Source organism: Streptomyces viridochromogenes DSM 40736 (assembly GCF_000158955.1).
Taxonomy (GTDB): Bacteria; Actinomycetota; Actinomycetes; order Streptomycetales; family Streptomycetaceae; genus Streptomyces; species Streptomyces venetus.
The window spans coordinates 7,868,352-7,893,071 of record NZ_GG657757.1; the positions used below are offsets into that span (position 1 = coordinate 7,868,352).

The 24,720-nt window shown below is 72.4% G+C and carries 21 protein-coding genes; 10 read left to right on the forward strand and 11 right to left on the reverse strand.

The genetic code is table 11. The features are described from left to right. Nucleotides 1-126 precede the first annotated feature (126 nt). Nucleotides 127-4,401 (forward strand): HAMP domain-containing protein, encoded by a 4,275-nt coding sequence (locus tag SSQG_RS34450; protein WP_003994605.1) that lies wholly within the window; start codon nucleotides 127-129, stop codon nucleotides 4,399-4,401. A 60-nt stretch (nucleotides 4,402-4,461) separates the two neighbouring features. Further along, the gene (locus SSQG_RS34455; protein ID WP_003994606.1) at nucleotides 4,462-6,936 is read left to right on the forward strand and encodes a SpoIIE family protein phosphatase; all 2,475 of its coding nucleotides are present in this window, start codon (nucleotides 4,462-4,464) and stop codon (nucleotides 6,934-6,936) included. On the opposite strand, the gene SSQG_RS34460 is transcribed toward SSQG_RS34455, so the two are convergent. Continuing rightward, a complete protein-coding gene (locus tag SSQG_RS34460; RefSeq protein ID WP_039935634.1) occupies nucleotides 6,929-7,306 on the reverse strand; it encodes a TraR/DksA family transcriptional regulator in 378 nt (125 codons plus the stop codon). The two genes, SSQG_RS34455 and SSQG_RS34460, sit on opposite strands and share 8 nt — an antisense overlap. A 13-nt stretch (nucleotides 7,307-7,319) precedes the next feature. After that, nucleotides 7,320-7,640 (reverse strand): TraR/DksA family transcriptional regulator, encoded by a 321-nt coding sequence (locus SSQG_RS34465; RefSeq protein WP_003994608.1) that lies wholly within the window; start codon nucleotides 7,638-7,640, stop codon nucleotides 7,320-7,322. A 206-nt stretch (nucleotides 7,641-7,846) separates the two neighbouring features. Between SSQG_RS34465 and SSQG_RS34470 the strand changes: the two genes are divergently transcribed. The 3 genes from SSQG_RS34470 to secD all read left to right on the forward strand — a co-directional run bounded on the left by SSQG_RS34470 (nucleotide 7,847) and on the right by secD (nucleotide 12,241). After that, entirely contained in the window at nucleotides 7,847-8,800 is a 954-nt protein-coding gene (locus SSQG_RS34470; RefSeq protein WP_003994609.1) for a HAMP domain-containing sensor histidine kinase, read from the forward strand. Further along, nucleotides 8,797-9,462, forward strand: coding sequence for a response regulator (locus SSQG_RS34475; RefSeq protein ID WP_003994611.1), 666 nt, complete (start codon nucleotides 8,797-8,799; stop codon nucleotides 9,460-9,462). Before SSQG_RS34470 ends, SSQG_RS34475 begins: the two co-directional genes overlap by 4 nt. Nucleotides 9,463-9,964: 502 nt before the next feature. Further along, nucleotides 9,965-12,241, forward strand: coding sequence for a protein translocase subunit SecD (gene secD / locus SSQG_RS34480; protein ID WP_003994613.1), 2,277 nt, complete (start codon nucleotides 9,965-9,967; stop codon nucleotides 12,239-12,241). 51 nt (nucleotides 12,242-12,292) lie between these two features. Here the strand turns inward: secD and SSQG_RS34485 are convergent, their stop codons facing one another. Continuing rightward, entirely contained in the window at nucleotides 12,293-12,742 is a 450-nt protein-coding gene (locus SSQG_RS34485) for a hypothetical protein (RefSeq protein WP_039934246.1), read from the reverse strand. 354 nt (nucleotides 12,743-13,096) lie between these two features. Here SSQG_RS34485 and SSQG_RS41590 point away from each other — a divergent pair, with 354 nt between their 5' ends. After that, nucleotides 13,097-14,017 carry an SCO2400 family protein gene (locus tag SSQG_RS41590; protein WP_003994615.1) on the forward strand — a complete coding sequence of 307 codons (921 nt, stop codon included), beginning with the start codon at nucleotides 13,097-13,099 and terminating at the stop codon, nucleotides 14,015-14,017. A 215-nt stretch (nucleotides 14,018-14,232) separates the two neighbouring features. Here SSQG_RS41590 and SSQG_RS34495 read toward each other — a convergent pair whose 3' ends face one another. The 3 genes from SSQG_RS34495 to SSQG_RS34505 form a co-directional block, all read right to left on the reverse strand. Continuing rightward, nucleotides 14,233-14,607 carry a peptidase M23 gene (locus tag SSQG_RS34495; protein WP_244299348.1) on the reverse strand — a complete coding sequence of 125 codons (375 nt, stop codon included), beginning with the start codon at nucleotides 14,605-14,607 and terminating at the stop codon, nucleotides 14,233-14,235. 56 nt (nucleotides 14,608-14,663) lie between these two features. Next, complete coding sequence (locus SSQG_RS34500) at nucleotides 14,664-15,044, reverse strand: SH3 domain-containing protein (RefSeq protein ID WP_003994617.1); 381 nt, start codon at nucleotides 15,042-15,044, stop codon at nucleotides 14,664-14,666. A gap of 101 nt (nucleotides 15,045-15,145) precedes the next feature. After that, nucleotides 15,146-15,721 carry a helix-turn-helix domain-containing protein gene (locus SSQG_RS34505; RefSeq protein ID WP_039934247.1) on the reverse strand — a complete coding sequence of 192 codons (576 nt, stop codon included), beginning with the start codon at nucleotides 15,719-15,721 and terminating at the stop codon, nucleotides 15,146-15,148. 297 nt (nucleotides 15,722-16,018) lie between these two features. Here SSQG_RS34505 and SSQG_RS34510 point away from each other — a divergent pair, with 297 nt between their 5' ends. After that, nucleotides 16,019-16,705 (forward strand): B3/B4 domain-containing protein, encoded by a 687-nt coding sequence (locus SSQG_RS34510; protein WP_003994619.1) that lies wholly within the window; start codon nucleotides 16,019-16,021, stop codon nucleotides 16,703-16,705. 60 nt (nucleotides 16,706-16,765) lie between these two features. On the opposite strand, the gene SSQG_RS34515 is transcribed toward SSQG_RS34510, so the two are convergent. Beyond that, a complete protein-coding gene (locus SSQG_RS34515; protein ID WP_003994620.1) occupies nucleotides 16,766-17,995 on the reverse strand; it encodes a GNAT family N-acetyltransferase in 1,230 nt (409 codons plus the stop codon). Nucleotides 17,996-18,256: 261 nt separating this feature from the next. Between SSQG_RS34515 and SSQG_RS34520 the strand changes: the two genes are divergently transcribed. Both SSQG_RS34520 and SSQG_RS34525 read left to right on the forward strand, forming a co-directional pair. Next, nucleotides 18,257-18,685, forward strand: coding sequence for a VOC family protein (locus SSQG_RS34520; protein WP_003994621.1), 429 nt, complete (start codon nucleotides 18,257-18,259; stop codon nucleotides 18,683-18,685). Between the two features lie 113 nt (nucleotides 18,686-18,798). Next, nucleotides 18,799-19,908: a hypothetical protein gene (locus SSQG_RS34525; protein WP_244299351.1), complete on the forward strand. Its 1,110-nt coding sequence runs from the start codon at nucleotides 18,799-18,801 to the stop codon at nucleotides 19,906-19,908. 63 nt (nucleotides 19,909-19,971) lie between these two features. On the opposite strand, the gene SSQG_RS34530 is transcribed toward SSQG_RS34525, so the two are convergent. Both SSQG_RS34530 and SSQG_RS34535 read right to left on the reverse strand, forming a co-directional pair. Further along, nucleotides 19,972-21,237, reverse strand: a complete 1,266-nt coding sequence (locus SSQG_RS34530) for an MFS transporter (protein WP_003994623.1) — start codon at nucleotides 21,235-21,237, stop codon at nucleotides 19,972-19,974. Between the two features lie 227 nt (nucleotides 21,238-21,464). Further along, entirely contained in the window at nucleotides 21,465-21,917 is a 453-nt protein-coding gene (locus SSQG_RS34535) for a YbhB/YbcL family Raf kinase inhibitor-like protein (RefSeq protein ID WP_039934248.1), read from the reverse strand. A 116-nt stretch (nucleotides 21,918-22,033) separates the two neighbouring features. On the opposite strand from SSQG_RS34535, the gene SSQG_RS34540 reads away from it, so the two are divergent. Next, complete coding sequence (locus tag SSQG_RS34540; protein ID WP_003994626.1) at nucleotides 22,034-23,053, forward strand: sigma-70 family RNA polymerase sigma factor; 1,020 nt, start codon at nucleotides 22,034-22,036, stop codon at nucleotides 23,051-23,053. A gap of 43 nt (nucleotides 23,054-23,096) precedes the next feature. On the opposite strand, the gene SSQG_RS34545 is transcribed toward SSQG_RS34540, so the two are convergent. Together SSQG_RS34545 and SSQG_RS34550 are read right to left on the reverse strand one after the other, a co-directional pair. Then, nucleotides 23,097-24,203: a CapA family protein gene (locus SSQG_RS34545; protein WP_003994627.1), complete on the reverse strand. Its 1,107-nt coding sequence runs from the start codon at nucleotides 24,201-24,203 to the stop codon at nucleotides 23,097-23,099. Between the two features lie 33 nt (nucleotides 24,204-24,236). Further along, on the reverse strand, nucleotides 24,237-24,692 hold the full coding sequence (locus tag SSQG_RS34550; RefSeq protein ID WP_003994628.1) for an archease: 456 nt from the start codon (nucleotides 24,690-24,692) through the stop codon (nucleotides 24,237-24,239). Nucleotides 24,693-24,720: the final 28 nt, after the last annotated feature.

The window sequence follows — 24,720 nt, forward strand, 5'->3', positions numbered from 1 at the left end:
GTCAATCCCGGGCACCGAGTGGCCATATGATGGAGCTTCTGTGCAGTGGGTGGGGGCGGCGTGCCGGACTCGGCGACGAGACGGGCGTCCGAGTGAACGCCGGTGAGGCGTGGGGAGAGGGAGAGCATGGACAGCGCGGGTACCGTGATCGAGGGGCCGGGCCAGGTACCGGGTGAGCCGGAGCTGCGGCGGTTGCTGGCCGGGCTGACGGCGGTGCGCGACGGCGACTTCGGCACCCGGCTGCCGGAAGAGGCGGGCGGCCTGCTCGGCGAGATCGCCTCCGTGTTCAACGGCATGGTCGACCAGTTGTCGCTCTTCACCTCCGAGGTGACCCGGGTGGCGCGCGAGGTCGGCACCGAAGGCACCCTGGGCGGCCAGGCCAAGGTGCCCGGAGTGTCCGGCACCTGGGCCGACCTGACCGACTCGGTCAACGCCATGGCCGGCAACCTGACCACGCAGGTCCGTGACATCGCCCAGGTCGCCACCGCGGTGGCCAAGGGCGACCTGTCGCAGAAGATCGACGTGGACGCCCGGGGCGAGATCCTGGAGCTGAAGAACACCATCAACACGATGGTCGACCAGCTGTCGGGCTTCGCGGACGAGGTGACCCGCGTGGCGCGGGAGGTCGGCACCGAGGGGCGGCTCGGCGGGCAGGCCGACGTCAAGGGCGTCCGGGGCACCTGGCGCGACCTGACCGACTCGGTGAACTTCATGGCCGGCAACCTGACCGGTCAGGTGCGGTCCATCGCCCAGGTGGCCACCGCCGTCGCCAAGGGCGACCTGTCGCAGAAGATCACCGTCGACGCCCGGGGCGAGATCCTGGAGCTGAAGAACACCATCAACACCATGGTCGACCAGCTGTCGGCGTTCGCGGACGAGGTCACGCGGGTGGCGCGGGAGGTCGGCACCGAGGGGCGGCTCGGCGGCCAGGCCGACGTCAAGGGCGTCTCCGGTACGTGGAAGGCGCTGACGGAGTCGGTCAACATCATGGCCGACAACCTGACCGCGCAGGTCCGCTCCATCGCCGAGGTGACCACGGCCGTGGCTCAGGGCGACCTGTCGCAGAAGATCCGCGTGGACGCCCGGGGCGAGATCCTGGAGCTGAAGGAGACCATCAACACGATGGTCGACCAGCTGTCGTCCTTCGCGGACGAGGTCACCAGGGTGTCCCGCGAGGTCGGCACCGAGGGCAACCTCGGCGGCCAGGCGCATGTGCGCGGTGTCTCGGGCACCTGGAAGGACCTCACCGACAACGTCAACGTGATGGCCTCCAACCTGACCGGCCAGGTCCGCTCCATCGCCCAGGTCGCCACCGCCGTGGCCCGGGGCGACCTGTCGCAGAAGATCACCGTCGAGGCCAAGGGCGAGGTGGCCGCCCTGGCGGGAACCATCAACACGATGGTCGACACCCTGTCCGCCTTCGCGGACGAGGTCACCCGCGTGGCCCGCGAGGTCGGCACCGAGGGACGCCTCGGCGGGCAGGCACACGTGCCGAACGTCGCCGGCACCTGGAAGGACCTCACCGACAACGTCAACGTGATGGCCTCCAACCTGACCGGCCAGGTCCGCAACATCGCGCTGGTCACCACGGCCGTCGCCAACGGCGATCTGTCCAAGAAGATCGACGTCGACGCGCGCGGCGAGATCCTGGAGCTCAAGACCACGATCAACACGATGGTGGACCAGCTGTCCTCGTTCGCGGCGGAAGTCACCCGAGTCGCGCGGGAGGTGGGCAGCGAGGGCCGCCTCGGTGGCCAGGCCGAGGTCGAGGGTGTCTCGGGCACCTGGAAGCGCCTCACCGAGAACGTCAACGAGCTGGCCGGCAACCTGACCCGGCAGGTGCGGGCGATCGCCGAGGTGGCCAGCGCCGTCGCCGAGGGCGACCTCACCCGCTCGATCACCGTGGACGCCTCCGGAGAGGTGGCCGAACTCAAGGACAACATCAACGCGATGGTGGAGTCCCTGCGGGAGACCACCCAGGCGAACCAGGAGCAGGACTGGCTGAAGTCCAACCTGGCTCGCGTCTCCTCCCTCATGCAGGGCCACCGGGACCTGGACGTCGTCGCCGAACTCATCATGGACGAGCTGACGCCGCTGGTCTCCGCGCAGTACGGGGCGTTCTACCTGGCCGAGGAGGCCGGTACGGGCGTCGAGCTGCGGCTCATCGGCTCCTACGGCTATCCCGCCGACGGCGACCGGCAGGAACGCATCCCCGTCGGCCACACGCTGATCGGCCAGGCGGCACGCAGCCGCCGCACCATCACGGTGGACGAACTCCCCGCCGACTACGTGACCATCTCCTCCGGGCTCGGCCGCACCGCCCCCACCTCACTCGTGGTGCTGCCCATCACCGTCGAGGAACAGGTGCTCGGCGTCATCGAGCTCGCCTCGGTCAGCCGCTTCACCCAGATCCACCAGGACTTCCTGGGCCAGCTGACGGAGACCATCGGCGTCAACGTCAACACCATCCTCGCCAACGCCCGGACCGACGAACTGCTCGGCGAGTCGCAGCGGCTCGCCGACGAACTGCGCGTCCGCTCGGAGGAACTCCAGGTCCGTCAGGAGGAACTGCAGCGGTCGAACGCCGAGCTGGAGGAGAAGGCCACCCTGCTGGCGACGCAGAACCGGGACATCGAGGCGAAGAACCTGCAGATCGAGCAGGCCCGGCAGGAGCTGGAGGACCGCGCCAAGCAGCTGTCGTCGGCCTCGAAGTACAAGTCGGAGTTCCTGGCCAACATGAGCCACGAGCTGCGCACGCCCCTGAACAGCCTGCTCATCCTCGCCCAGCTGCTCGCCCAGAACCCCTCCCGGAACCTGACGCCGAAGCAGGTGGAGTACGCGGGGATCATCCACTCCGCCGGCTCGGACCTGCTGCAACTCATCAACGACATCCTCGACCTGTCGAAGGTCGAGGCGGGGAAGATGGACGTCGCCCCCGAACGCGTGCCGCTGCGCCGCCTCCTGGACTACGTCGAGGCCACCTTCCGGCCGATGACCACCCAGAAGGGCCTGACCTTCGCCATCACCAGCGCCCCGGGCGCGCCCGCCGATCTCGTCACCGACGACGCACGGCTGCGTCAGGTCCTGCGCAACCTGCTGTCCAACGCCGTGAAGTTCACCGAGCGGGGCGGCGTCACACTGCTCATCGAGCCGGCGTCCGACGCCGAAGTGCCCGAGCCCGTGCACCGCGGCGGCCCCGTGGTGGCCTTCCGGGTCGAGGACACCGGCATCGGCATCCCCGAGCAGCAACTGGAGACCATCTTCGGCGCCTTCCAGCAGGCGGACGGCACCACGAGCCGCAAGTACGGGGGAACCGGCCTCGGCCTGTCCATCACCCGGGAGATCGCGCACCTGCTGGGCGGGGCGGTCACCGTGGACAGCACCCCGGGGCAGGGCAGCACCTTCACGCTCTACCTTCCGGTGACCCGCTCCGACTTCGAGGACCTCACCGCCGCACCACGGGCGGAGGAGTCGCAGAGCGACGCCCGCGCCCTGTCCCCGGCAGAAGGACAGCGCCCGGGTACGGCCTCGGCCGCACCGCAGCACAAGCGGCGACTGCTGGTCGTCGAGGAACGCGTCCGGGGGCTGCTGTCCGTGGTCGCCGAGAGCGCCGTCGCGGACCTGGACCACAGCCGCGCCGTACGGGATCCGCGCGACACCGTGGAGATCGTCACCGCCATGAACGCCCAGGAGGCGGCCTCCGCCCTGGCCGCCGGGCCGTGCCACTGCGTCGTCCTCAGCCTGGACCTGCCCGACGGCGAAGGCCCACGGCTGCTGGAGGCGGTCGACGGGGACGCCGCTCTGGCCACCGTTCCGCTCCTCGTCCACAACAACCACCGCCCGAGCGCGGCACAGGAGGCCGCCCTGCAGGCGCGGGCGGAGAACCGGTCGCTGGAAGTGCTGTCCAGCCTGGACGAACTCAAGGAACGGATCACCCTGCACCTGTCGGCCGAACAACCCGGCGACGTGGTGCCGCTCGTGCGGATGGAGGAGAGCCTGAGCGCGGCGCCGGAGGTCGACAGCGCCCTGGCCGGGCACACGGTGCTCGCCGTCGACGACGACGCCCGCAACCTGTTCGCCCTCAGCGGCATCCTCGAACTGCACGGCCTGCGCGTGCTGCACGCGGAGAACGGCCGCAAGGGCATCGACATCCTCACCGCGCATCCCGAGATCCGCCTCGTGCTGATGGACGTGATGATGCCCGAGATGGACGGGTACGCCGCGACCGCCGAGATCAGGAAGATGCCCGAGTACCACGATCTGCCGATCGTCGCGGTCACCGCCAAGGCCATGCCGGGCGACCGGGAGAAGAGCCTGGCGTCCGGCGCGAGCGACTACGTGACCAAGCCCGTCGACGCGGGCGACCTCATCGCCTGCGTGCGCCGCTGGTTGTCCTCGTGAGGCCGGCAGCCATCACACCGTCTCCCGCCCGTTGCCCGGGCCAGAAGGAGCTGTGCCCACGTGAGCACCACTGACCTGCCCGGCGAGCCCGACCAGGAGGGCGAGTCGCGACGGCGCACCACCGGGGCGGAGTTGTCGCCCGCCGCTCCCGCCGGGGGCGACGGCATACCGGCCGCGAGGACGCCCGGCCGACCGCCGACGTCCCCGGTCGGCCGGCTGGCCGCCACCGTGGACCGCCTGCGCCACGAGGTACAGGCGGCGCAGGCCGCGGCCGACGGGCGCGCTCTGATCGACCTCGCCAAGGGCGTGCTCGTCGAGCGCCTGCACTGCGGGCCCGCCGAAGCGGCCCGGCAACTCGCCGAACTCTCGGACCAGTCGGCCATGACTCCGCTCGAGCTGGCCGCCGACATCATCAACCAGGCGGCACGCGACCGCCTGACCGACGTCGCAGTCGACTTCGTGACGACCGTCCACGGCACCTCACCCACCACCGAACAGGCCGCGTCCGCCGCCGTACGGCTGCGTACGGCGGAGAGCGGCGCCCTGGCCGCCGGGGACACCCAGGCGGTCGCCGACTCCCTGCTGGAGCACGCCCTGAAACCACTGGGGGCGACCGGAGTCGCGATCTGGGCGGCCGGTGCCGACGGCTCCCTGACCCTCGCGGGCAGCTCCGGGTTCCCCGCGGGCGAGGCGGGGCGCTGGCGCTATGTGCCGCCGGGTGTGGCGACCGTCGCCCGCACCGCGCTGACCGAGCGCAGGCCGGAGTGGATCCAGTCCCTGGCGGTGGAGGGCCCGCCGTCCATCGGCGGCACCCACCACCCCGACGGTGGACGGGTGGCCGTCCCCACCGGCGTCGGCGGGCGGATCCACGGCGTCCTGGAGATCTGCTGGCCGGGGCCGCTGACCACCCAGCCGCCCGCCGTCGTACGCCAGTTGGAAGCGCTCGCGGAACTGTGCGCGCACACCCTGGAGATCCACTCGTCCTCCGTCCCCTCGTCGCTCGACGGCCCCGCCGTGACGAACGCGCTGTCGGAACTGGTGGACCTGGCCGACGCGCTGTACGACCCCGCGCTGGTGCTCCTGCCCCAGGTGGACGGCTCCGGGCATCTCACCGACTTCCGCATCCACCACGCCAACCATCGCTTCCGCGACCCCGCCGGGCGCTCCCGCAGCGCCGTCAACGGGGCGCTGCTGCTGGAGGCGTACCCGATGGCGGCCGACGAGAGCGGCCTGTTCCACCACGTGGAGCGGGTCTACGCCACGGGTGAGCCGTTCCGGGCCGGCCGTATGACCCTCACCGCGCTGGTGGACCAGGTGCCGCTGTCGTCCGTCGCCGAGGTCAGCATCACCCGGCACGGCAACAGCGTGCTGCTGATCTGGCGGATCGAGGACGAGGTGGCCCGCCTGGCCAACCTGCTCGAACACGCGCAACGCCTCGGCCGCATCGGTGGTTTCGAGGAGAACTTCGTCACCGGCGAAATCACCTGGAACAGCCAGCTGTTCGCCCTCTACGGCCGGGAGGAGACCGCCGGGCCCGTCCCCGTCGAGGAACTGCGGGCCCACGCCCACCCGGACGACGCCGTCACCATCGGCCGCTTCCTGCGGACCGTGCTGCACCACCGCAAGCCGGCGTCGGCGGCCTTCCGCCTGCAGCGGCCCGACGGGGTGACCCGGCACATGCGCGTGGTGGCCGAACCGGTCGTGGACGTCGACGAGAGCCTGCTCGCGGTGCGCGGCGCCTACCAGGACGTGTCGGCGCAGCACTGGACGGAGGTCGCCCTCGCCGCCACCCGCGACCAGCTCGCCTACTCCGAGCAGCAGGCCGCCGAGCGCAACCGGCTGACCCTGCAACTGCAACAGGCCATCATGCCGGTCACGGCGGCACCCCTGGACGCGCCGGGACTGCGCACGGCCGTGCGCTACCGGCCCGCGGAGACCGATCACCTGGTGGGCGGCGACTGGTACGACGCCGTGGTCCTGCCCTCGAAGCACATCCTGCTGAGCGTGGGCGACGTCGCCGGACACGGCATCGAGGCGGCCACCAGCATGGTCGTGCTGCGCAACGCCCTGCGGGGGCTGGCCGTCACCGGAGCGGGCCCGGCCCAGCTGCTGTCCTGGCTGAACAACGTCGCCCACCACCTCTCCGAGTCGGTGACCGCCACCGCGGTCTGCGCGCTGTACGACCCCTCGCGCCGCGTCCTGCGCTGGGCCCGCGCCGGGCACCTGCCGCCGGTGCTGGTGCGCGAGGGGCAGGCGACGACCATGCCGCTGCTCAAGGGGCTGCTGCTCGGAGCGGTCTCGGACGTCACCTACGAGGAGGCGGACATGCAGCTGGAGCTGGGCGACACCCTGCTGATGTACACCGACGGACTGGTGGAGCGCAGGGACCGCTCCATGGAGGAGTCCCTGAACCATCTCCTGGTGACCGCGAGTGCCACGAAGACCACCCTCGACCAGCGGCTCGACCACCTGCTCACCTACAGCAAGTCCGACACCGACGACGACACCTGCATCATCAGCATCGAAGTCATGTGAGCGTCCCGGTCTGCCGGACGTGCTGGCAGCGCGCGCAGTAGCGGGCCTGCGGCACGATCATCAGCCGGGCGCGGTCGATGGGCCCCCGGCACAGCTCGCAGGCGCCGTAGTCTCCCCGGTCCATGCGGGCCAGGGCGGCTTCGACGTCGGCGAGGACCATCCGGGCCGAGGCGGCGAGCTGGACACGCACCTCGGTCTGGGAGGTGGCCTGCCGGTCGAGCAGCGCCTGGGTGCGGGGCGCCGCGGCGGCCGTCAGCTGCTGGAGCTGTTCCCGGCGGAACAGGCGCTGCTCGTGCAGGTTCTCGCGCAGCGCCGCGAGGTCCTCGGCCGACAGCGCCGCGTCGCGGTCGCCGGTGATCTGGTTCACCACGGTCACCCCTCGGTCAGGCGGTGTTGCGCTGGCAGGGTACGCAGAACCGCGTGTAGGGCAGGATCTCCAGGCGCTCGACGGGGATGCGTGTGGAGCAGCCCTGGCAGACGCCGTAGCTGCGGTCCTGGACGCGGGCGAAGGCGGCGTCGATCTCCTTGAGGACCCGCTCGATGGTGTCCCTCTGCGCCGACATCAGCTGCTCGGCCTCGTCCGGCCCGGCCTCGTCGATGGCCTTCAGCTGGGTCAGCCGGGTGCTGCGTTCGTGTTCCAGGCGCTGGTGGGCCTCGTGTGCCGTGAGGCGGGCGGTCCGGGCCTCGGTGCGGGGTGCGTTCATGTCTTCACCGTGGCCGATGCGCCGGGGAAAACCCATCGGGCGCGATACCCATCTTCGGCCCGGCGGGGCCTGCCGGTCAGGGGCAGGTCAGGGGCGGAAATGGGCATTGGAGCCCATCGACGCGGCCGGTGGGGCGCGGCAGGCTGGGGTCAGGCCGGTCCGCAGTCGCGGCCGCGGCTCATCACGAAGAGGAAGGTGTCGTCCCGGTGTCCCTGTTCTGGCGGATCTTCGCTCTGAACGCGGTGGTGCTGGGGGCCGCGACCGCGCTGCTGCTGTGGGCTCCCGTGACCGTCTCCGTGCCGGTCCTGCTGACCGAGGCGGTCATCCTGGTGGCCGGCCTGGCGGTCATGCTGATCGCCAACGCGGCCCTGCTGCGGATCGGGCTGGCCCCCCTGGCCCGGCTCACGAAGCTGATGACCACCGTCGACCTGCTGCGCCCCGGGCAGCGGCTGCCGGAGCACGGCAGCGGCGGGATCGCCGAGCTGATCCGCACCTTCAACGCCATGCTGGAGAGGCTGGAGCACGAGCGGGCCTCCAGCAGCGCCCGCGTGCTGCTCGCGCAGGAGGCCGAACGGCGCCGCATCGCCCAGGAGCTCCACGACGAGGTCGGCCAGAGCATGACGGCGATCCTGCTCGGGCTGAAACGGGCGGCGGACGAGGCGGAGGAGCCGCTGCGGGGTGAGCTGCACCAGGCCCAGGAGATCACCCGGGAGAGCCTGGACGAGGTGCGCCGCCTGGTGCGCCGGCTGCGGCCGGGCGTGCTGGACGACCTCGGCCTGGTCAGCGCCCTGACCTCGCTGACCACCGAGTTCGCCACCCACACCGAACTGCGCCTGGTGCGCCGCTTCGACTCCGGTCTGCCCGCGCTGGACGAGCAGAGCGAACTGGTGCTGTACCGCGTCGCCCAGGAGGCTCTGACCAACGCGGCCCGCCACGCCGAGGCCGGCCGGGTCGAGGTGAGCCTGCGCCACACCGACGGCACGGTGGTGCTGGCCGTCGCGGACGACGGCCGCGGTACCGGGATCGCGCGGGAAGGCGCGGGAATCCGGGGGATGCGCGAACGCGCCCTGCTCCTCGGGGCCACGCTGGACGTCACCTCCCAGCCGCACACCGGTACGCAGGTCCGGCTGACCGTGCCCGTCCCCAGGAAGCAGTCATGACCACGACCGACATGCCCGTGATCCGTATCCTCCTCGCCGACGACCACGCGCTGGTGCGGCGCGGAGTGCGGCTCATCCTCGACCGGGAGCCGGATCTTGAGGTCGTCGCCGAGGCCGGAGACGGTGCCGAGGCCATCGCCCTGGCCCGCGGCACGGAGGTCGACCTCGCGGTGCTGGACATCGCCATGCCCCGGATGACCGGCATCCAGGCCGCCCGCGAACTGACCGCGCTGAGGCCGGACCTGCGCGTGCTGATCCTGACCATGCACGACAACGAGCAGTACTTCTTCCAGTCGCTGAAGGCCGGGGCCAGCGGATACGTGCTGAAGTCCGTGGCCGACCGGGACCTGGTCGCCGCCTGCCGGGCCGCCATGCGTGACGAGCCGTTCCTGTACCCGGGGGCCGTCACCGCCCTCATCCGCAACTACCTCGACCGGGTCCGCCACGGCGAGGAGCCGCCCGAGCAGATCCTCACGCCCCGGGAGGAGGAGGTGCTCAAGCTCGTCGCCGAGGGCCACTCCTCCAAGGAGATCGCCGAGATGCTCTTCATCAGCATCAAGACCGTCCACCGGCACCGGGCGAACCTGCTGCACAAGCTCGGACTGCGCGACCGTCTGGAACTCACCCGGTACGCGATCCGCGCCGGCCTCATCGAACCCTGACGTGCTCGTCCCTGACGTGCTCGTTCCGCTCAGAGGAAGGGGATGGCGCATGGCACGCTCCCTGTCGGCCGTCCCCCGCTCCGGCGGATCCGGCCCAGCGGTGGCGATCGCCGTTCTGGTCGCCGTCCTCGCTGCGCTGCTGTCATCGGCGCAGGGCGGCGGCGACCTCAGTGGCGGCTCCGTACCGGCCGCCGTCTCGGCCGGCGGTACACCGTACGCGGACGACAGGCACTCGGCCGTCTGCACCGTTCCGGTCCGAAGCGCAGGCGAGCGTCCTGCCCCCACGGCCCCGGTCGCCCTCGACTCGCCCTGTCCGCCTTCCGGCTCGGCCTCGTCCGCACGCACGCCCGCGCAGGCGGCGAGCCCGCCCGCTGCTCCGCACCCGGCTGACCGTCACCCGGGCCGGGCCCCGCCGTCACCCCCAGGCACCTGAGCCCCTCTCCCTTCCTTCCCCCGACCGCGGCCACTGTCCTGGCCGCGGTGTGCCTGCCGGAGGCCCCTCTTGACCCGCGCCCAGCGCATCCGAGGGCTGCTCGCCCTCGCCGCCGTCGCCCTGTCGCTGTACGTCGCCCTCACTGTGCCCGTCCACCTCGGACTCGATCTGCGCGGCGGCACCCAGATCGTGCTGGAGACCCGCCCCACCGCCCCCGCGGACGCCGGCAGTGAAGCCACCGACCGCACCCTGGAGGTGCTGCGCGGCCGCGTCGACGCGCTCGGCGTCGCCGAACCCACCCTCGCCCGCTCCGGCAGCGACCGCATCGTCGTCGAACTGCCCGGAGTGCAGGACCCCGCCAAGGCCGCCGACGTGCTCGGCCGCACCGCCCAGCTCACCTTCCACCAGGTCCTCGGAACGGCCGGCGGTAGCGACGACACGGCCGAGCCGCTGCCGAAACGGCCCCGACAGCGGGTGCTCGCAGACGAGTCCGGCCGGCACCTGCGCCTCGGGGCGGCCTCACTGACCGGCAAGGAGGTCGAGGAGGCCGCCGCCCGGTTCGACCAGCAGGGCGGCGCCGGATGGCAGGTCGCCGTCGACTTCGCGGGGTCCGGCCGCGACGGCTGGGCCCGTCTGACCGGCCGGGCCGCCTGCCAACCGGTGGGGGACCCGGCCCGGCGGGTCGCCATCGTCCTGGACGACAAGATCATCTCGTCACCGCAGGTCGACCCGGCGGTCGGCTGCGGCTCCGGCATCAGCGGCGGCTCCACACAGATCACCGGATCCTTCGGAGCGGACGAAGCCAGGCAACTGGCCCTGCTCATCAACGGTGGCGCCCTGCCCGTACCCGTGGAGACGGTGGAGCAGCGCACCGTCGGCCCCACCCTGGGCGCTGAGGCGATCACGGCCAGCGCCCGGGCCGCCGCCGTGGGCACCGCGCTGACCGCGCTGTTCATCATCGTGGTGTACCGGCTCATGGGTGCTCTGGCCACCGTGGCACTGGCCTGCTACGGCCTGATCTCCTACGCCGCGCTGGCCGCCCTCGGCGCCACCCTCACCCTGCCGGGTCTCGCCGGGTTCGTACTGGCCGTCGGGATGGCCGTCGACGCCAACGTCCTCGTCTTCGAACGCGCCCGAGAAGAGTACGCCGCCCGTCTCCGGCCCAGCCCGCGCTCCTCGCTGACCGCGGGGTTCCGGGGTGCCCTCAGCGCCATCGCCGACTCCAACATCACCACCCTCATCGCCGCCGGCCTGCTGTTCCTCCTCGCCTCCGGACCCGTGCGCGGCTTCGGCGTCACCCTGGGCATCGGCGTCCTCGCCTCCATGCTCAGCGCCCTGGTCATCACCCGTTCCCTCGCCGACCTCGCCGTCTCGCGGCGCCGGCTGCGCGCTCGGCCCCGTCTGACGGGCATCGCCCACACCGGAGCCCTCCGCGACCGCCTCACGCGCGCCGGCCTCCGTCCGATGCGCCGGCCAAGGCGGTGGCTGGCCGTCTCCGCCACGCTCCTGGTCCTGGCGGCCTCCGGGATCGCCGTGCGCGGCCTGGACTTCGGTGTCGAGTTCACCGGGGGCCGCCTCATCGAGTACACCACCGGCACCCCCGTCGACCCCGACCGTGCCCGCAGTGCCCTCGCCGACGCCGGATTCCCCCGCGCCGTCGTCCAGGCATCCGGGGACGACCGGCTCACCGTCCGCACCGACCGGCTCACCGACGCGCAGGCCGCCACCGTCACGGAGACCGTCAACAGCCTGACCGGCCACGCCGGCAAGCTCCGCGACGAGACCATCGGCCCCAGCCTCGGCAAGGAACTGCGTCGGGGCGCCCTCATCGCGCTCGCCGTGGCCCTCGGCGCCCAACTGGTGTATCTCGCGGCACGTTTCCGCTGGCTGTTCGGCACATCGGCGGTGGCCGCCCTCGCCCACGACGTGGTGATCCTGGTCGGCCTCTTCGCCTGGCTCGGCAAACCGATCGACGGCGTCTTCCTGGCCGCGCTGCTGACCGTCGTCGGCTACTCGGTGAACGACTCGGTCGTCGTCTTCGACCGGCTCCGGGACCTGAGCCGACGCGACCGTGAGGCGCCCTTCGCGGCCGTCGCCGACCGCGCACTCCTGCAGACCCTGCCCCGCACGGTCAACACCGGCACGGGCGCCGCCTTCATCCTCACCGCCCTGGCCGTCTTCGGCGGCGACTCCCTCACCGACTTCGCCGTCGCCCTGCTCATCGGCCTCGTCGTGGGCACGTACTCCTCGATGTTCACCGCCACCCCCCTCGCCGTCGTACTCCACGGACGCCCGGCGAGGCGTGAGCACATGGCACGGGGCCATCGCCTTCCCACGCGACGGTGACGGGAAGGCGACGGCCCGGCAGGGGGTGTTCCAGGGTGGTTCAGGGGTGCGTCAGCGGGTGAACGTGACCCGCTTCTCCTTCAGGGAGGCACAGTTGGAGCCGTACACCTGCACGTACACGTTGTCGATGCTGCCGCCCCAGTCCACGCAGTGGCCCTTGCCGTAGACGTAGGTCGGTCCGGCGTACGACGTGTACGTGCCTTCGTCCGAGTCCCCCAGCTCGGTGTCGGGGACGTAGATCCACGCGGACATCTGCCGAGCGGTGCCCGGGTTGTTGCGGATGGTCGCGACGCAGTTCTTGCCGTTGGAGGCGTTGTACGTCAGGTACACGGTGCCCTGCGTGCCGACGGCCGCCGAGTTCACGGTCTTGTACGCGCTTCCGCAGACCTTCTGCGCAGTGGTGTTCGGCGCGGCCGACGCGGGCGACGCCATGGCGGTCATGGTTCCCACCGACAGGGCGGCCACGGCGGACGCGGCCAGAACGGAACGGGTGAATCGCATATTTCCCCCTTGCAGCTCTTCGAGGTGGTTGCTCCTGCATGGTGTGACCCGCGGACGGTCCAAAGGGTTGTGCGTCATTTCGCAGGAAAATCGGGGGAGTTGACGGAGCCCGGGCGATCCTCCGGACGGTCGGGGACCGTCCGTGGCGGCGCGCGAGGATGCCCAGACGGCATCGCTTTTACTCACGGGTCACTTGAGGCACACGCGAGATCCAGAGGATCTGCTCAGGGGTGTCACACCGACTGCACATCCCCCTTTCAAAGTCTCGTTAGCGTTACGGCTCGATCCCACGTGCGAAAGTGACCAGGCCGCGGCCGGCGAGCCGCCGGCACGGCCAGATCGGGAAGACCAGACATGGACTACTGCTCCTCGTGCCGTCGGCACCTCAACGGCGCCTTGGTCTGCCCGGGGTGCGGCGCCTACGCCCCGGACATCGACCCGGCCGCCTCCGACGGCCGTAGCGGCCCTGTCGCCCCGGGCGCCTGGCGTGACGAGAACGCGTGGGACGACCGGAGCGTCTGGGAGGAGACCCGCGCCGGCACGCGGGAGCTCCCTCTCGCCTACACCGGGTCGTCCGCCGGTCCCCGGGTGCCGGACGCGGGCCCGTCGGACGGCCACGGGGCCGCGGACACCGCCGCGTCGGCGACCGCCGGCTACGAGGCCCCGCAGCAGGGACGCGCCGCGCGGCGCCGGCAGATGGCCCGCTGGAAGAAGAACCAGCGCCGGGCCGTGGTGGCGACCGCCGTCGCGCTCGTCGGAGGCGGTCTGACCGTCGCCGCCATGAAGGGCGACTCCACGCACGGCGTGCGGGCGGCCACGGCGCCGGAGGACACGACCATGGGCGGCACCGGCGGGGAGGCGCCGACGTACACCGAACCGACGTCGAGCCGGCAGGACACCCCGCGCTCCTCGCCCACGCCCACCACCCCGCCGCACGCCGACCGCGCCTCGCACCGCGAGCAGCCCCGGGACGCCGCTCCCCGCACCACACCGTCCGACCCGCGCACGGACGCGGCGGCCACGCCCCGTGAGCTGCCGAGGACGACATCGCCGCGGTCCACCGTCCCGAGCACCGTCGACACGGCCACCGGCACCGTCGGCAAGTCCACGTCGAAGGGGACCGAGCAGACGACACCGCCCGCCGCCGACAACGGCGCGGACGCCGGGCAGCCGGCGTCGCCCGCGACACCCCCGCCCGCGACGAGCCCCGATTCGTCCGCGACGTCCCCCTCGGACCCGAAGGAGCTCTGCCTGCTCGTCATCTGCCTCGGCTGAGGCCCGCGAGTCCCGGCTCGGGCCAACTGCGCCGCGGTGCTCCAGCGTTCCGACAACGGCGTGGGCCGCGTCGCAGATGGGCAACGACCTGTGGTCGCGACCGGCTGGTACTGAGCGGCAGCGGAGGCGCGCGCCTGACCGTCACGAGCCGCGGCGGGCCACCGGGAGACCGGTGACCCGCCGCGGGTGTGTGGGCGTGTGGAGAGGACGGTGCGTCAGCAGTCCGGGACTCCGGCGATCTTCACGCCGCCCCGGATGTAGAGGTTGTTCACCCAGGCGATGTCGCTTCCGGCGAACTCCTGCACCGCGGTCCACCAGTTGTTGGTGCCGACGGCGGGGTCGCGCACGGTCTGGCCCTGCGTCTGGCACACGGCGTCCGCCCACCACTGCGAACGGACCGCGAGGCGAGGGGAGTCGGTGGTGGGCTGCTGGCGCAGGTTGACGTTGGTGGCCCAGACGTAGACGTCGGTCAGGGCCGGGTCGCCGCTGTTGGCGGCGGCCGGAGCGGCCTGGGCGGTGGTGGCGAGGCCGCCGACGGCGAGCGCGGCCACGGCGAGGCCCATGGCGGTACGGCTGATCAGTCGCTTCACGTGTGTTCCCCCGTAGGACGACGGTGATGGTGTGGTGGGTTGCGGTCGAGCCACGGTCAGCAGGTCGCCGAGGCGGGCAGGTCGCCGTACTCGTTGCCCTTGAGGTAGACGGCGCTGACGTAGCCCTCGACGAGCTTCACCCACACGTTGTTGGTGTATCCGTGGTCGCTGATGGTCTCGCCGCGGGTCCAGCAGTAGGCGCCGCGCGGCTGGCCGGCCGTCACGGAACCGACCTTGTCGTACGAACGGGCCGGTCCGGAGCGGACGTTGACGGTCTCGTAGGGCACGACCGCGTACGGTGCGGCCATGACGCGGGCGGTGCCGTCCTCGGCCGCCGAGGACGCGGCGGCGGTCCCGGCGGTGAGCGGGCCGAGCGGGCCGAGTAGGGCGAGCGCCCCGGCGCCGACGAGCGCCTTGGCGAAGATGCGCGTGGTCATGTCGAGATCCCCCTGATGATGTGCCGACGCTCAGAACTGTAGGGAGACCTGGGACGACGCGGTCCCTGACAATTGTCAGGGTCGTCCTGGACGGGGGCCTTCTAGGCGGGGCCGGGCGGCAGGTGGACGGTCATGATCAGGTGGCAGGTTCCGTTTCCCGAGCCGCGGTAGGTGTGGGCGGCGTCGCCGTCGAACGTGGCTGTCTGCCCCGCCTCGACCGGGTACTCGGCGCCGTCGACCACGAGCACCATCCGTCCGGCTGTGACGCTGACGGTCTCGGTCACGCCGGCCTGGTGGGGGTGGCTCGGATACTCCTCGCCGGGCTCCAGCGTCCAGCGCCAGACCTCGGTGGCCGCCGGGCCGCCGGTGGTCAGCATGAGCCGGGCCTCGCTGCCGCGCTCACCCTTCCACAGAGGCATGACGGCGTCGGCGCTCACCACTCGGACGCGTTCTTCGGGGCGGCCTTCCAGCAGGGCGGAGACGGAGACGCCGAGGGTGTCGGCGAGGCGGACCAGGGTCGCGAAGTTCGGGTTGCCCTGGGCCTTCTCCAGTCCGACCAGGGCGCCCTTGCTGACCTTGGCACGGCGGCCGAGTTCGTCCAGGGACAGCCCGGCGCGGGTGCGGGCCGCGCGGACGTTGTGTGCGAGCGTGCGCAGTGCCGTCTCGGCCTCGGCCATCGCTTGTCCCTTCAGGCAGTGGGTCAGTGCACTGCACCGTGCGGTCGTTCGGTTGACGACGGCCGGTCGGTGCGTTGTACGGTGTGGTCGTTCCACTGATGGTAAGGGACGGACCCGTGATCGCTCTGCTGCCGGCCCTGGGCAGCTCCTCGGCCTATGGATGCGCCGACGTCCTCGGCGGTCTCGGTCCTGCTCGCCGCCCGCAGCGGCGACCTCGCCGCCGTCGCCGTCAGCCTCCTCGCCCCCGCCTGACCCCGCCCCCTGGCCCCCCGCCGCACTCCCGGAACGGAACCTCTGATGACCATCTTCCGTATCAGCCCCGCCGTCGCCGACGCCTTCCCGGACACCCTCATCGCCGTCGTCACCGGCACCGGGCTGCGTGGCCACGAGACCTGGCCCGCCACCATCGCCGCCCTGGACGAACTGGAGGCGCGACTCGCCGACGGCGGCTGGCAGCCGGCCGACGAGAGCGACCCGCGCATCGAGGCGTGGCACGCCGCCTACCGTTCCTTCGGCACCAATCCGCGCCGCATCCGGCCCAGCGTCGACGCCTTGGGCCGGCGCCTCGCCAAGAAGGGCACCCTGCCCCGGATCAACCCGGCCGTCGACTCCTACAACGCCGTCTCCGTCCGCCACGGCCTGCCCGCCGGCGCCTTCGACCTCGACCACGTCACCGGGGACATCGAGATCCGCCACGCCGACGGCAGCGAGACGTTCACCCCGCTCGGCGAGACCGGCACCGTCGAGAACCCCAAGCCCGGCGAGATCATCTACATCGACACCACCGACGTGCTCACCCGGCACTGGAACCACCGCGACGCCCATCGCACCCGCGTCACCGAAGACTCCACCCGCGTCGCCTTCCTCCTGGAGACGGTCGCCGCCAGTCGCGACGGGCACCTGCTCAGGACCGCGGCCGACGACCTGCGGACCCTGCTCCGACCGCACTGCGAGAAGAGCACTGTGCAGTACCTCCACGCCTGAAAACCCCCGCCCCCTCCTCGCGCAGACGGGAGGGCGGCGGAGATCCAGCCGTCCCTCTGGTCAGAACCAGTGCAGGCAGTGCGGGGGGCGGTCGGTGCGGAAGAGCGTGTCGGCGAGGGTGGCTGCGCCTGGGTGGTGGGCCCGGATGTGTCCGGCGCGCACGAGCGTGCTCGGGGCGGTGCCGCCGAGGTAGACGGAGCCCAGGTCGCTGATGTCCAGGGAGAGGTCGGGCTTGCGGTCCGTCGGGACGCAGTCGGCCTTGCCGTCCCGGACGGTCAGCAGGTAGCGGCCGTGTTCGCCCAGGAACGGGTCGTCGACGTCGAGGACGAGTTCGCCGTCCATGAACCAGCCACGCGCGGTCAGCGCACGCGGGACGTCCAGCAGCCGCACGTAGAGCCAGTCCATGTCCCCGCTCACCTCGCCGGCGCGGAAGTCCGCGAAGCGCCAGCGCAGCGGGTGGTCGGACGGGACGTGCTTGAACACGACCTGAGAGACCAGGTCGTGTCCGAGTGCGAACCGGGCCAGGGCCGTGAAGACGGCGTCGTCGGTGGCGATGGTCTCGTCGACCGTCAGGGTGCCGGACTCGATCGAGTAGCTGGCGTACCCGTCCGGGACGCCGTCGGGGTCCCGGTGGACAGCGATGTAGCGCGGCGCCGGAGAGATCGGGGGCTGCCCCGCGCGCAAGGCCCACCAGCGGTGGGGCCGGGACAGCGCGCCGGGCTGGGCGCGGCGATACCGGTCGTAGACCTCCTCCAGGATCTCGCCGCACTCGGCCCGACGCAGGACCTCGACCGAGCCGTCGTCCGAGCCGGCCGCCGGTGCGTCGACTGTTCCGCGCGCCCGGGGAGCGGCGAGGGCGGCCTTGTGGCGCGGCACCGTCAGCTGCGCCGTGTAGGTCGCCGGACCGTAGCCGAACCTGCCGTAGATCGGGGCCTCGGAGGCCAGCAGCACGGAAAGGAACTCCCCGCCGGCCCGCAGCTCGGTGAGTTGATGCCGCATCATCGCGCTGAGCACGCCCTGGCGCCGGTGCGAGGGCAGGACGCCGACGGCGGTCACCCCGGCGGCCGGGACGAGGGCCTCACCGGGCAGGGTGAGCTCGAAGGAGTGTGTGGCGGCGGTGCCGACGGGCCGTCCGTCCGCCGTCAGGGCGAGCAGGCAGCGGTCCGTTTCCAGCGCGGACCACCAGAGCCCGCCGCCCTCGACCGGGGTCTCCGGGACGTGCCCGAACGCGGCATGGACTGTGTCGACGAAGACGTCGAGATCCTTGTCGGTCGTGGAACGGATCTCCATCGCGGCTGCTGCCTCCTCGGTAAACCGCACCACGACGCGTGGTCCGGGGCCACAGTGCAGCGTCAACCCATGGCAAGGGCAAGCGAATTACGGGTCCGGGCGCGCGGAAGCCCGTCGGGGCCCGCCCGCCGCGACACGGCCGAAAATCGCTCGACGGCCACGATCCCCCGCCTCTACGATCCACCGCGCGGCATCGCGTGCCGGTCACCGGCCGGGTGAGGCATGGAGGCGCCGCGGAGATGCCCGTGGAGGCATTCAACCGTGTCAGTCGAGTTCAACCACACCATCGTTCTCTCCCGCGACCGGGAGAAGTCCGCGCACTTCCTCGCGGAGATCCTGGGGCTGAAGGTCGGGGACCCGGCCGGAGTCTTCCTGCCGGTGACGACCGCCAACGGTGTCACGCTGGACTTCCTCACCATCGACGCCGACATCCCGATGCAGCACTACGCCTTCCTCGTCTCCGAGGACGAGTTCGACGAGGCCCTCGACCGTCTCGTCGCGGCCCGCATCCCCATCCAGGCCGATCCGCACGGCAACCACCCGCGCCGGATCAACCGCAACGACGGTGGCCGAGGCGTCTACTTCCTCGACCCGGCAGGCCACGGCCTGGAGATCATCACCCGCGCGTACGGCACCGATCCCGCGTCCCCGATGAACGGAGTCACGGAGGACGTGCCCGGAGCCGTCTGAGCCGACCCGGGGCCGGGGGCGACACCGCCCCCGGCCCCGGCCGAAACCGCCGCCCGGCCGAACAGCGGCCCGGTCGAAGGCCGTTGTCAGTGGTGGCTGGCAGCATCGTCGTCATGACGGATCAGACCCTCGGCTCGGGCATGCGGACCGTGTACCACGGCGAACTCCACGTGCACTACAGCCAGTTCTACGTGGAGAGCAGTGCCGGCGGTCCGGGCGACGGGGAGGCGCACCCCCGTGCCGGGCAGCTCAACGGACTGTGCGGGGCCGCGATCCCCGGCCACCTCTTTCTGACCACCGGTCTGCACACAGGGCGCGTCCACCTGACCGTCGAGGTCCACACCGGGGAGCCGCCGCCGGACGAGCAGTGGGAGGAGGTCGTCGAGGTCTCCTTCCGGCCCTCTTCCACCACCGTGATCATTCGGCCGTGGGCGGACGCGCCCCTGTGCGAGTTCGGTCTGGCCGAGGCCGACCACCGCGTGCGCTACTGCGGACGCGACCTGGACCGGGCGCAGGACGAGGAGCTCTCCGTCCTTGAGGGCGGCGACCCCGTCGACCACTACCTGCTGCAGTTCTGGCCGGCCCCGCCGGGCCCGGACCGGGTGGTCAGGCAGACGTCACGCACCGCCGAGTACTGGCACCGGCACGCCCGCAGTCTGCCGCCGCCTCCCTCACCGCAGGAGGAGGCCGAGGCGGAGAGCCGTCGCCGCGAGGCGCAGGAGAGCGTGGCACGGGCGGCACGGGAGGAGGCCGAGGCCCTGCTCTGGGGCGGCCGGCCGCCCAGCCCGAGCCTGCGCCGGGTCGGCGGCGACGCCCTGGAACTCGTGGAGCTGGACCGGGATCTTGTCGACGCGGTGGACGCGGCGGGCCCCGAGGTCCAGCGGAGCATGGCCCGCTGGGCCGCGCGGCAGGCCGTGGCGAAGGCCGGGCTGACCGGCGTCGACCGGATCGTGACGGCCCTGGAGTCGGTGGAGCGGGGAGAGGCCCTGCCTCGGCCGTTCGACGAGCCCGGCCGCGCAGGAGACTGGCTCCGCACCGGCGGGCCGCGCGTGGACTTCGCCCAGCAGGCCAAGGCCCTGACCGCCCTGCGGGCCGCGGTGGAGCCGGACCCGCTGCGGGCGGCCCTCGACGCGCTGTTCGCCGCAGCGACGACCTACGGCGGCTCCTACCCGGACCTGTTCGCGGCGGCCCGGCGGGAGATGCCCGGGCCGCGCGACAGCTGAGCGGGGGGCGGGGGTGAGGGGCCGTCACGGCCGGGGCGGATGCCCCCGGCCGTGACGCCCGGTTCAGCTGCCGTCCGCCGTGAGCGGCAAGGGAGCCTGCTCGGAGCCGGTGACCGGGGTGTGCTCCCGGTGGGGGAGCAGGAGCGGAGTGGCGAGGAGCAGGGCACCGGCGAGCGCGATGGCCGTACGAGGGCCGGTCGTACTCGCCAGCAGCCCCCACAGGGCGGTCACGGCCGCGGTGGTGGCCTTGCCGGTGGCCGACCAGGCCGCCAGGGTGCGGGTGACCCGGTCCGCGGGAGTCCGCTCCAGCCGGTACGTGGCGAACACCGGGTTGAACACGCCGCAACAGGCGATCAGCCCGAACTCGACGGCCATGACCAGCACCAGCCCGGCCGTGCCGGGGCCGACGAAGGCCAACCCCAGCGACCAGCACGCCCGCAGCACCCCCGTGGTGAGCAGGACGCGGTGCCGCCCGAAGCGGGCGACGAGCCCCGGTGCCAGACGTGAGCCGAGCAGGCCGCCGGTGCAGGGGACCGCGAAGGCGAGCGCGTACTCCCAGGGCTCGAAGCGCAGATGATCGACCATCAGCACCAGGAGGGGCGGTGAGGCCGCCATGATCAGGGCGTTGTTCAGGACCGTGTTGAAGAACAAGGGGCGCAGCCCCGGATCGGCGAGGATGAACCGCCATCCGTCGAGCAGGTCGCCCGCCCGGGGCCGGACCCCCGTGGGAACGGGCCGCCCAGGACGCTTGTCGTCGCCACCGATCGCCCGGATCCCGAGCGCCGAGAGCAGATAGCTCACCGCGTCGGCCACCACAGTGGTCACCGGGCCGAACAGCCCGATCGCCGCCCCGCCCAGAGGCGGCCCGACCATGCTGGCCGTCCAGTTCGTCGCCTCGAACCGTCCGTTCGCGACGAGCAGTTCCGGCCCCGGCACCAGTTCCTTCAGGAACGCCCCGGCCGCGGCGTTGAAGGTGATGTCGGCGGCCGCGACCGCCACCGACACCAGCAGCAGCTGACCGAAGCTCAGCCGGCCGAGCGCGAAGGCCGCCGGGACGCTCAGCAGCGCCACGCACCGGAGCAGGTCCGCCGCGATCATCACGGGTCGTTCGCGGCGGCCCTCCACCCACGGCCCGAGCGGCACCGACACCACCGCGCCGACCGCCGGACCGGCCGCCGCCAGCAGCGACACCTGGGCCGGCCCGGCGTCCAGCACCAGCACCGCGATCAGCGCGAACGCGTCGAACGCGAGCCACGTGCCCGCCGTGCTGACCGCGTACGCGCCCCACAGCCACCCGAACCGCCGCCCCAACGGCCCTTCGCCCGCCATGCCCGGCGCACACTCCCAGCTCTCGCGGACAACCCGGTGTTGACCGTGAGCCATCCAAGCGAGGACCGCCCGACCGGGCAAACAACCGTCCGTCACCCGTGGCACAACCGCCCGTTGTGCCACGACGACACGGACGGGTCCCACCGCGGCGGCGTCCGGTACGCGTGAGCCCTACCGGCCTGTGTGGACGCCCGCGACCCGCGGTGTCAAGCCGCCGAAGAGCCGCCTCAGCGCTGGTACAGCCCCACCAGCGTCCCGTCCGCGAGGCGGCGCTTCTCGACCTCCTCGTGCACCTGCTTCGCGGCGGGTGCGTCGGGCAGGACGCACGGTTCGGACAGGGCGTAGAGCCGGAAGAAGTAGTGGTGCGCGTCGTCCCCGGGCGGGGGATGCGGCCCGCCCCAGCCGTGCTGCCCGTAGCTGTTGACGAGTTCCGTGCCGCCCGGAGGGCAGTGCCCGGCCTCGACGCCGTCGCTGTGCGGGTCGATGCCGACCACGACCCAGTGTGCGAAGGTGCCCGACGGGGCGTCGGGGTCCTCGCAGAGCAGCACCAGTTCGGTCGCGTCGTCCGGTACGCCGCTCCAGGTCAGCGGCGGAGAGATGTTCGGTCCCTCGTACGAGTACCGGCGCGCGATGAAGGAGTGGTCGTTGAACGCGTTGCTGCGCAGGTCGATGCCGGTCATACGGCCCGGAGTACCCTCACCGCACTCGGACATGCGGTTCGGGCCCGACCGCCTCGGGTACCCGGAAACCCTCCGGAGCTAGCCGGAAAAGAAGGTGGGGGAGGGAGGAACCCGACGTGTCTCCCCTGGCAGAGGGCTCCGCGGCACGGGCCCGGGAGGACCGCCGCGCCCCCGGTCGCACCGCACGGCTGCGCAGCCGCATCCCCGAGCCCGACGAGGAGCCCGACCTGCTCGGGCAGTACCTCGCGCAGATCGGGGCGACGCCGCTGCTCACCGCGGAGGACGAGGTGCGGCTGGCCCGGCGGATGGAGGCCGGCGTGCGGGCGCTGGAAGAGCTGGACCGGTCCGACGCCGATGACGACGGGCTCGCGCCCGGCCGGCGCGGTGAACTGGAGGAGACCGCCCGCGACGGGCAGAGGGCCAAGGACCACATGGTCAGGGCCAACCTCCGGCTCGTGGTCTCGATGGCCAGACGGCACGCCCACCGCGGGCTGCCCCTGCTGGACGTCATCCAGGAGGGCAACCTGGGGCTGATCAGGGCCGTGGAGAAGTTCGACCACACCAAGGGCTTCAAGTTCTCCACGTACGCGACCTGGTGGATCCGTCAGTCGATCGAGCGGGGCCTGGCCGCGCACGCGCGCACCGTACGGCTGCCGATGCAGGTCGTGGAGCAGCTCCAGAAGATCGCCAAGGTCGAACGGCGTCTGCAACTCGACCTGGGACGCGAACCGAGCGTCGCGGAGGTGGCCCGGGAGAGCGGCCTCGCCGAGGACCGGATCGACTGGCTGCGCCGGGTCGGCCGGCAGGCCGTCAGCCTGGACACGCCCGTCGACGACACCGGTGAGACCGTCGTCGGCGACCTGATCCCCGACACCGAGGTGCTCCAGGCCCCGGAGGTCGCCGAGTACACGGCACTCGCCGAGGAACTCCGCGAGGCGGTCGGCACGCTGGGGCCCAGGGAAGCCATGATCCTCAGCCTGCGCTACGGCCTCCACGACGGCCACACCCGCACCCGCGACGAGGTCGCCCGCCGCGTCGGCCTGACCCGCGAGCGGGTACGGCAGCTGGAGAAGGCGTCACTCGCCCGGCTGCGGGAGCCGGAGAACCGGGAGCGGCTGCTGGGCTGGGCGAGCTGACCCCGGGCCGCCGGGTGCGGCGGGGCGAACGCCGCACAGCCGCTCAAGCGCCCGTCAGCGCCAGCGAACCGTCGGGTTCCAGCGTCACCCCCGCCCCGCAACTGATCCGGTCGAGCGTCGTGCGCAGCCACACCCGGTCCGCCCGGGACGCGGGCTCCAGGCGCAGCCGCCGCGCCCGCAGCGGCACCATGCGCAGCCCCGCCAGCCGGCCGCTGTCGGCGGCGAGCGACACGAGGAACGCGAGCCGCAGATCGTCGCGGTACTCCTCGTATCCGGAGATGCCCTCGTAGTCGTCGACGAAGTCGCCGCAGCCGTAAAGGATCAGCCGGTCCCGGTACACCTCCAGCGGGCGGGGGTGGTGCGAGGAGTGCCCGTGGACGACGTCGACACCGCCGTCCACCAGGGCGTGCGCGAAGCGGACCTGCTCGCGGGGCACGTGGAACCCCCAGTTCGAACCCCAGTGCACGGAGACGACGGTCAGGTCACCGGCCCGCCCGGCCCGCCGGAGGTGCCGCACCACGGCATCGGCCGCGTCACGCGAGAGGTCGGGCAGATACGCCACACCGGGCCGCTCCGCCGTCGCCGCCCAGCCGGACGGGATGCCGCTGGAGCGTGCCCCGAGGGCGAGCACCAGCAGCCGGCGCCCACCGGAGAGAGTGACCACGGCGGGGGCGAACGCACGGTCGGCGTCGCGTCCGGCGCCCAGCGTGCGCAGACCCGCCCGGGCCAGCGCGTCCAGCGTCTCCAGCAGGCCCGACCGGCCGAAGTCCAGGACATGGTTGTTGGCGAGGACGGTCACGTCGGGCCGCGCCACCGCCAGGGCCGGCAGATTGGCCGGGTGCATCCGGTAGTGGATCTCCTTGTCCGGGGCGAACGTGTCGCCGGACGTCACCGCCGTCTCCAGGTTCACGATCCGCGCGTCCGGGGCGGCCTCCTCCAGCACCCGCAGCGCCCCGCCCCACGGCCAGGAGGGGCCGACGGGCGCGGGCACCGGGCCGTGCATCGACTCCGCCAGCCTGACGTAGGACCGCGCGTCCGCGATGTACGCCTCCCGCAGTGCCGGGTCACCGGGGTGCGCCAGGATCTGGTCGACACCGCGCCCGAGCATCACGTCACCGCACAGGAACAGCGTCACGACGCCGTCGCCCACACCTCCACGGTAGGCGCACCGGGACCGCCGGGATCAGGCGTCCACCCGTACGGCGCACGACCAGCCGTAGGGATCCGGCCCGATCCGCAGCTCGTCCCACGCCACCGCTGTCGGGACGGCCCCGGTGATCGCCACGTCCGCCACTCCGGTCACCGCCAGCCGTACGTCGAGTCCGCCGTCGGCCTCATCCGCCTCGACGTCCACGGGCACCTGGCCGTACGCCTCCAGCCGGAAGATGACCTCGTCCAGCAGGGAGGCGAGCAGGTCGTCGTCACTGGCCTCGGCCAGCCACACCTGGTCCACGGCGGTGGGACGCACCCCGCTGACGTCGGCGAAGCACTCCACCATCGCGAGGACGGCCTCCGCCAGACAGTGCTCCCGGCACGCCGCCCACGCCTCGATCCGGATGTCACCCGGATGCGGCACCGCTCGGTGTCCGCAATCGCCCGCCTGCCGTCCCTGCCCGCCGTCACCCGTGTCACCACCCATCTACATCACGTGCCCGAGGCTGGCCGAC

Bases quoted from the DNA above. Each gene is read 5' to 3' on its own strand.
- SSQG_RS34465 (WP_003994608.1), bottom strand. From the start codon at position 7,640: ATGAACGCACCCCGCACCGAGGCCCGGACCGCCCGCCTCACGGCACAC.
- SSQG_RS34485 (WP_039934246.1), bottom strand. From the start codon at position 12,742: ATGCGATTCACCCGTTCCGTTCTGGCCGCGTCCGCCGTGGCCGCCCTG.
- SSQG_RS34550 (WP_003994628.1), bottom strand. From the start codon at position 24,692: ATGGGTGGTGACACGGGTGACGGCGGGCAGGGACGGCAGGCGGGCGAT.
- SSQG_RS34475 (WP_003994611.1), top strand. From the start codon at position 8,797: ATGACCACGACCGACATGCCCGTGATCCGTATCCTCCTCGCCGACGAC.
- SSQG_RS34535 (WP_039934248.1), bottom strand. From the start codon at position 21,917: ATGACCGGCATCGACCTGCGCAGCAACGCGTTCAACGACCACTCCTTC.
- SSQG_RS34525 (WP_244299351.1), top strand. From the start codon at position 18,799: ATGACGGATCAGACCCTCGGCTCGGGCATGCGGACCGTGTACCACGGC.
- SSQG_RS34515 (WP_003994620.1), bottom strand. From the start codon at position 17,995: ATGGAGATCCGTTCCACGACCGACAAGGATCTCGACGTCTTCGTCGAC.
- SSQG_RS41590 (WP_003994615.1), top strand. From the start codon at position 13,097: ATGGACTACTGCTCCTCGTGCCGTCGGCACCTCAACGGCGCCTTGGTC.
- SSQG_RS34505 (WP_039934247.1), bottom strand. From the start codon at position 15,721: ATGGCCGAGGCCGAGACGGCACTGCGCACGCTCGCACACAACGTCCGC.
- SSQG_RS34510 (WP_003994619.1), top strand. From the start codon at position 16,019: ATGACCATCTTCCGTATCAGCCCCGCCGTCGCCGACGCCTTCCCGGAC.
- SSQG_RS34500 (WP_003994617.1), bottom strand. From the start codon at position 15,044: ATGACCACGCGCATCTTCGCCAAGGCGCTCGTCGGCGCCGGGGCGCTC.
- SSQG_RS34530 (WP_003994623.1), bottom strand. From the start codon at position 21,237: ATGGCGGGCGAAGGGCCGTTGGGGCGGCGGTTCGGGTGGCTGTGGGGC.
- SSQG_RS34450 (WP_003994605.1), top strand. From the start codon at position 127: ATGGACAGCGCGGGTACCGTGATCGAGGGGCCGGGCCAGGTACCGGGT.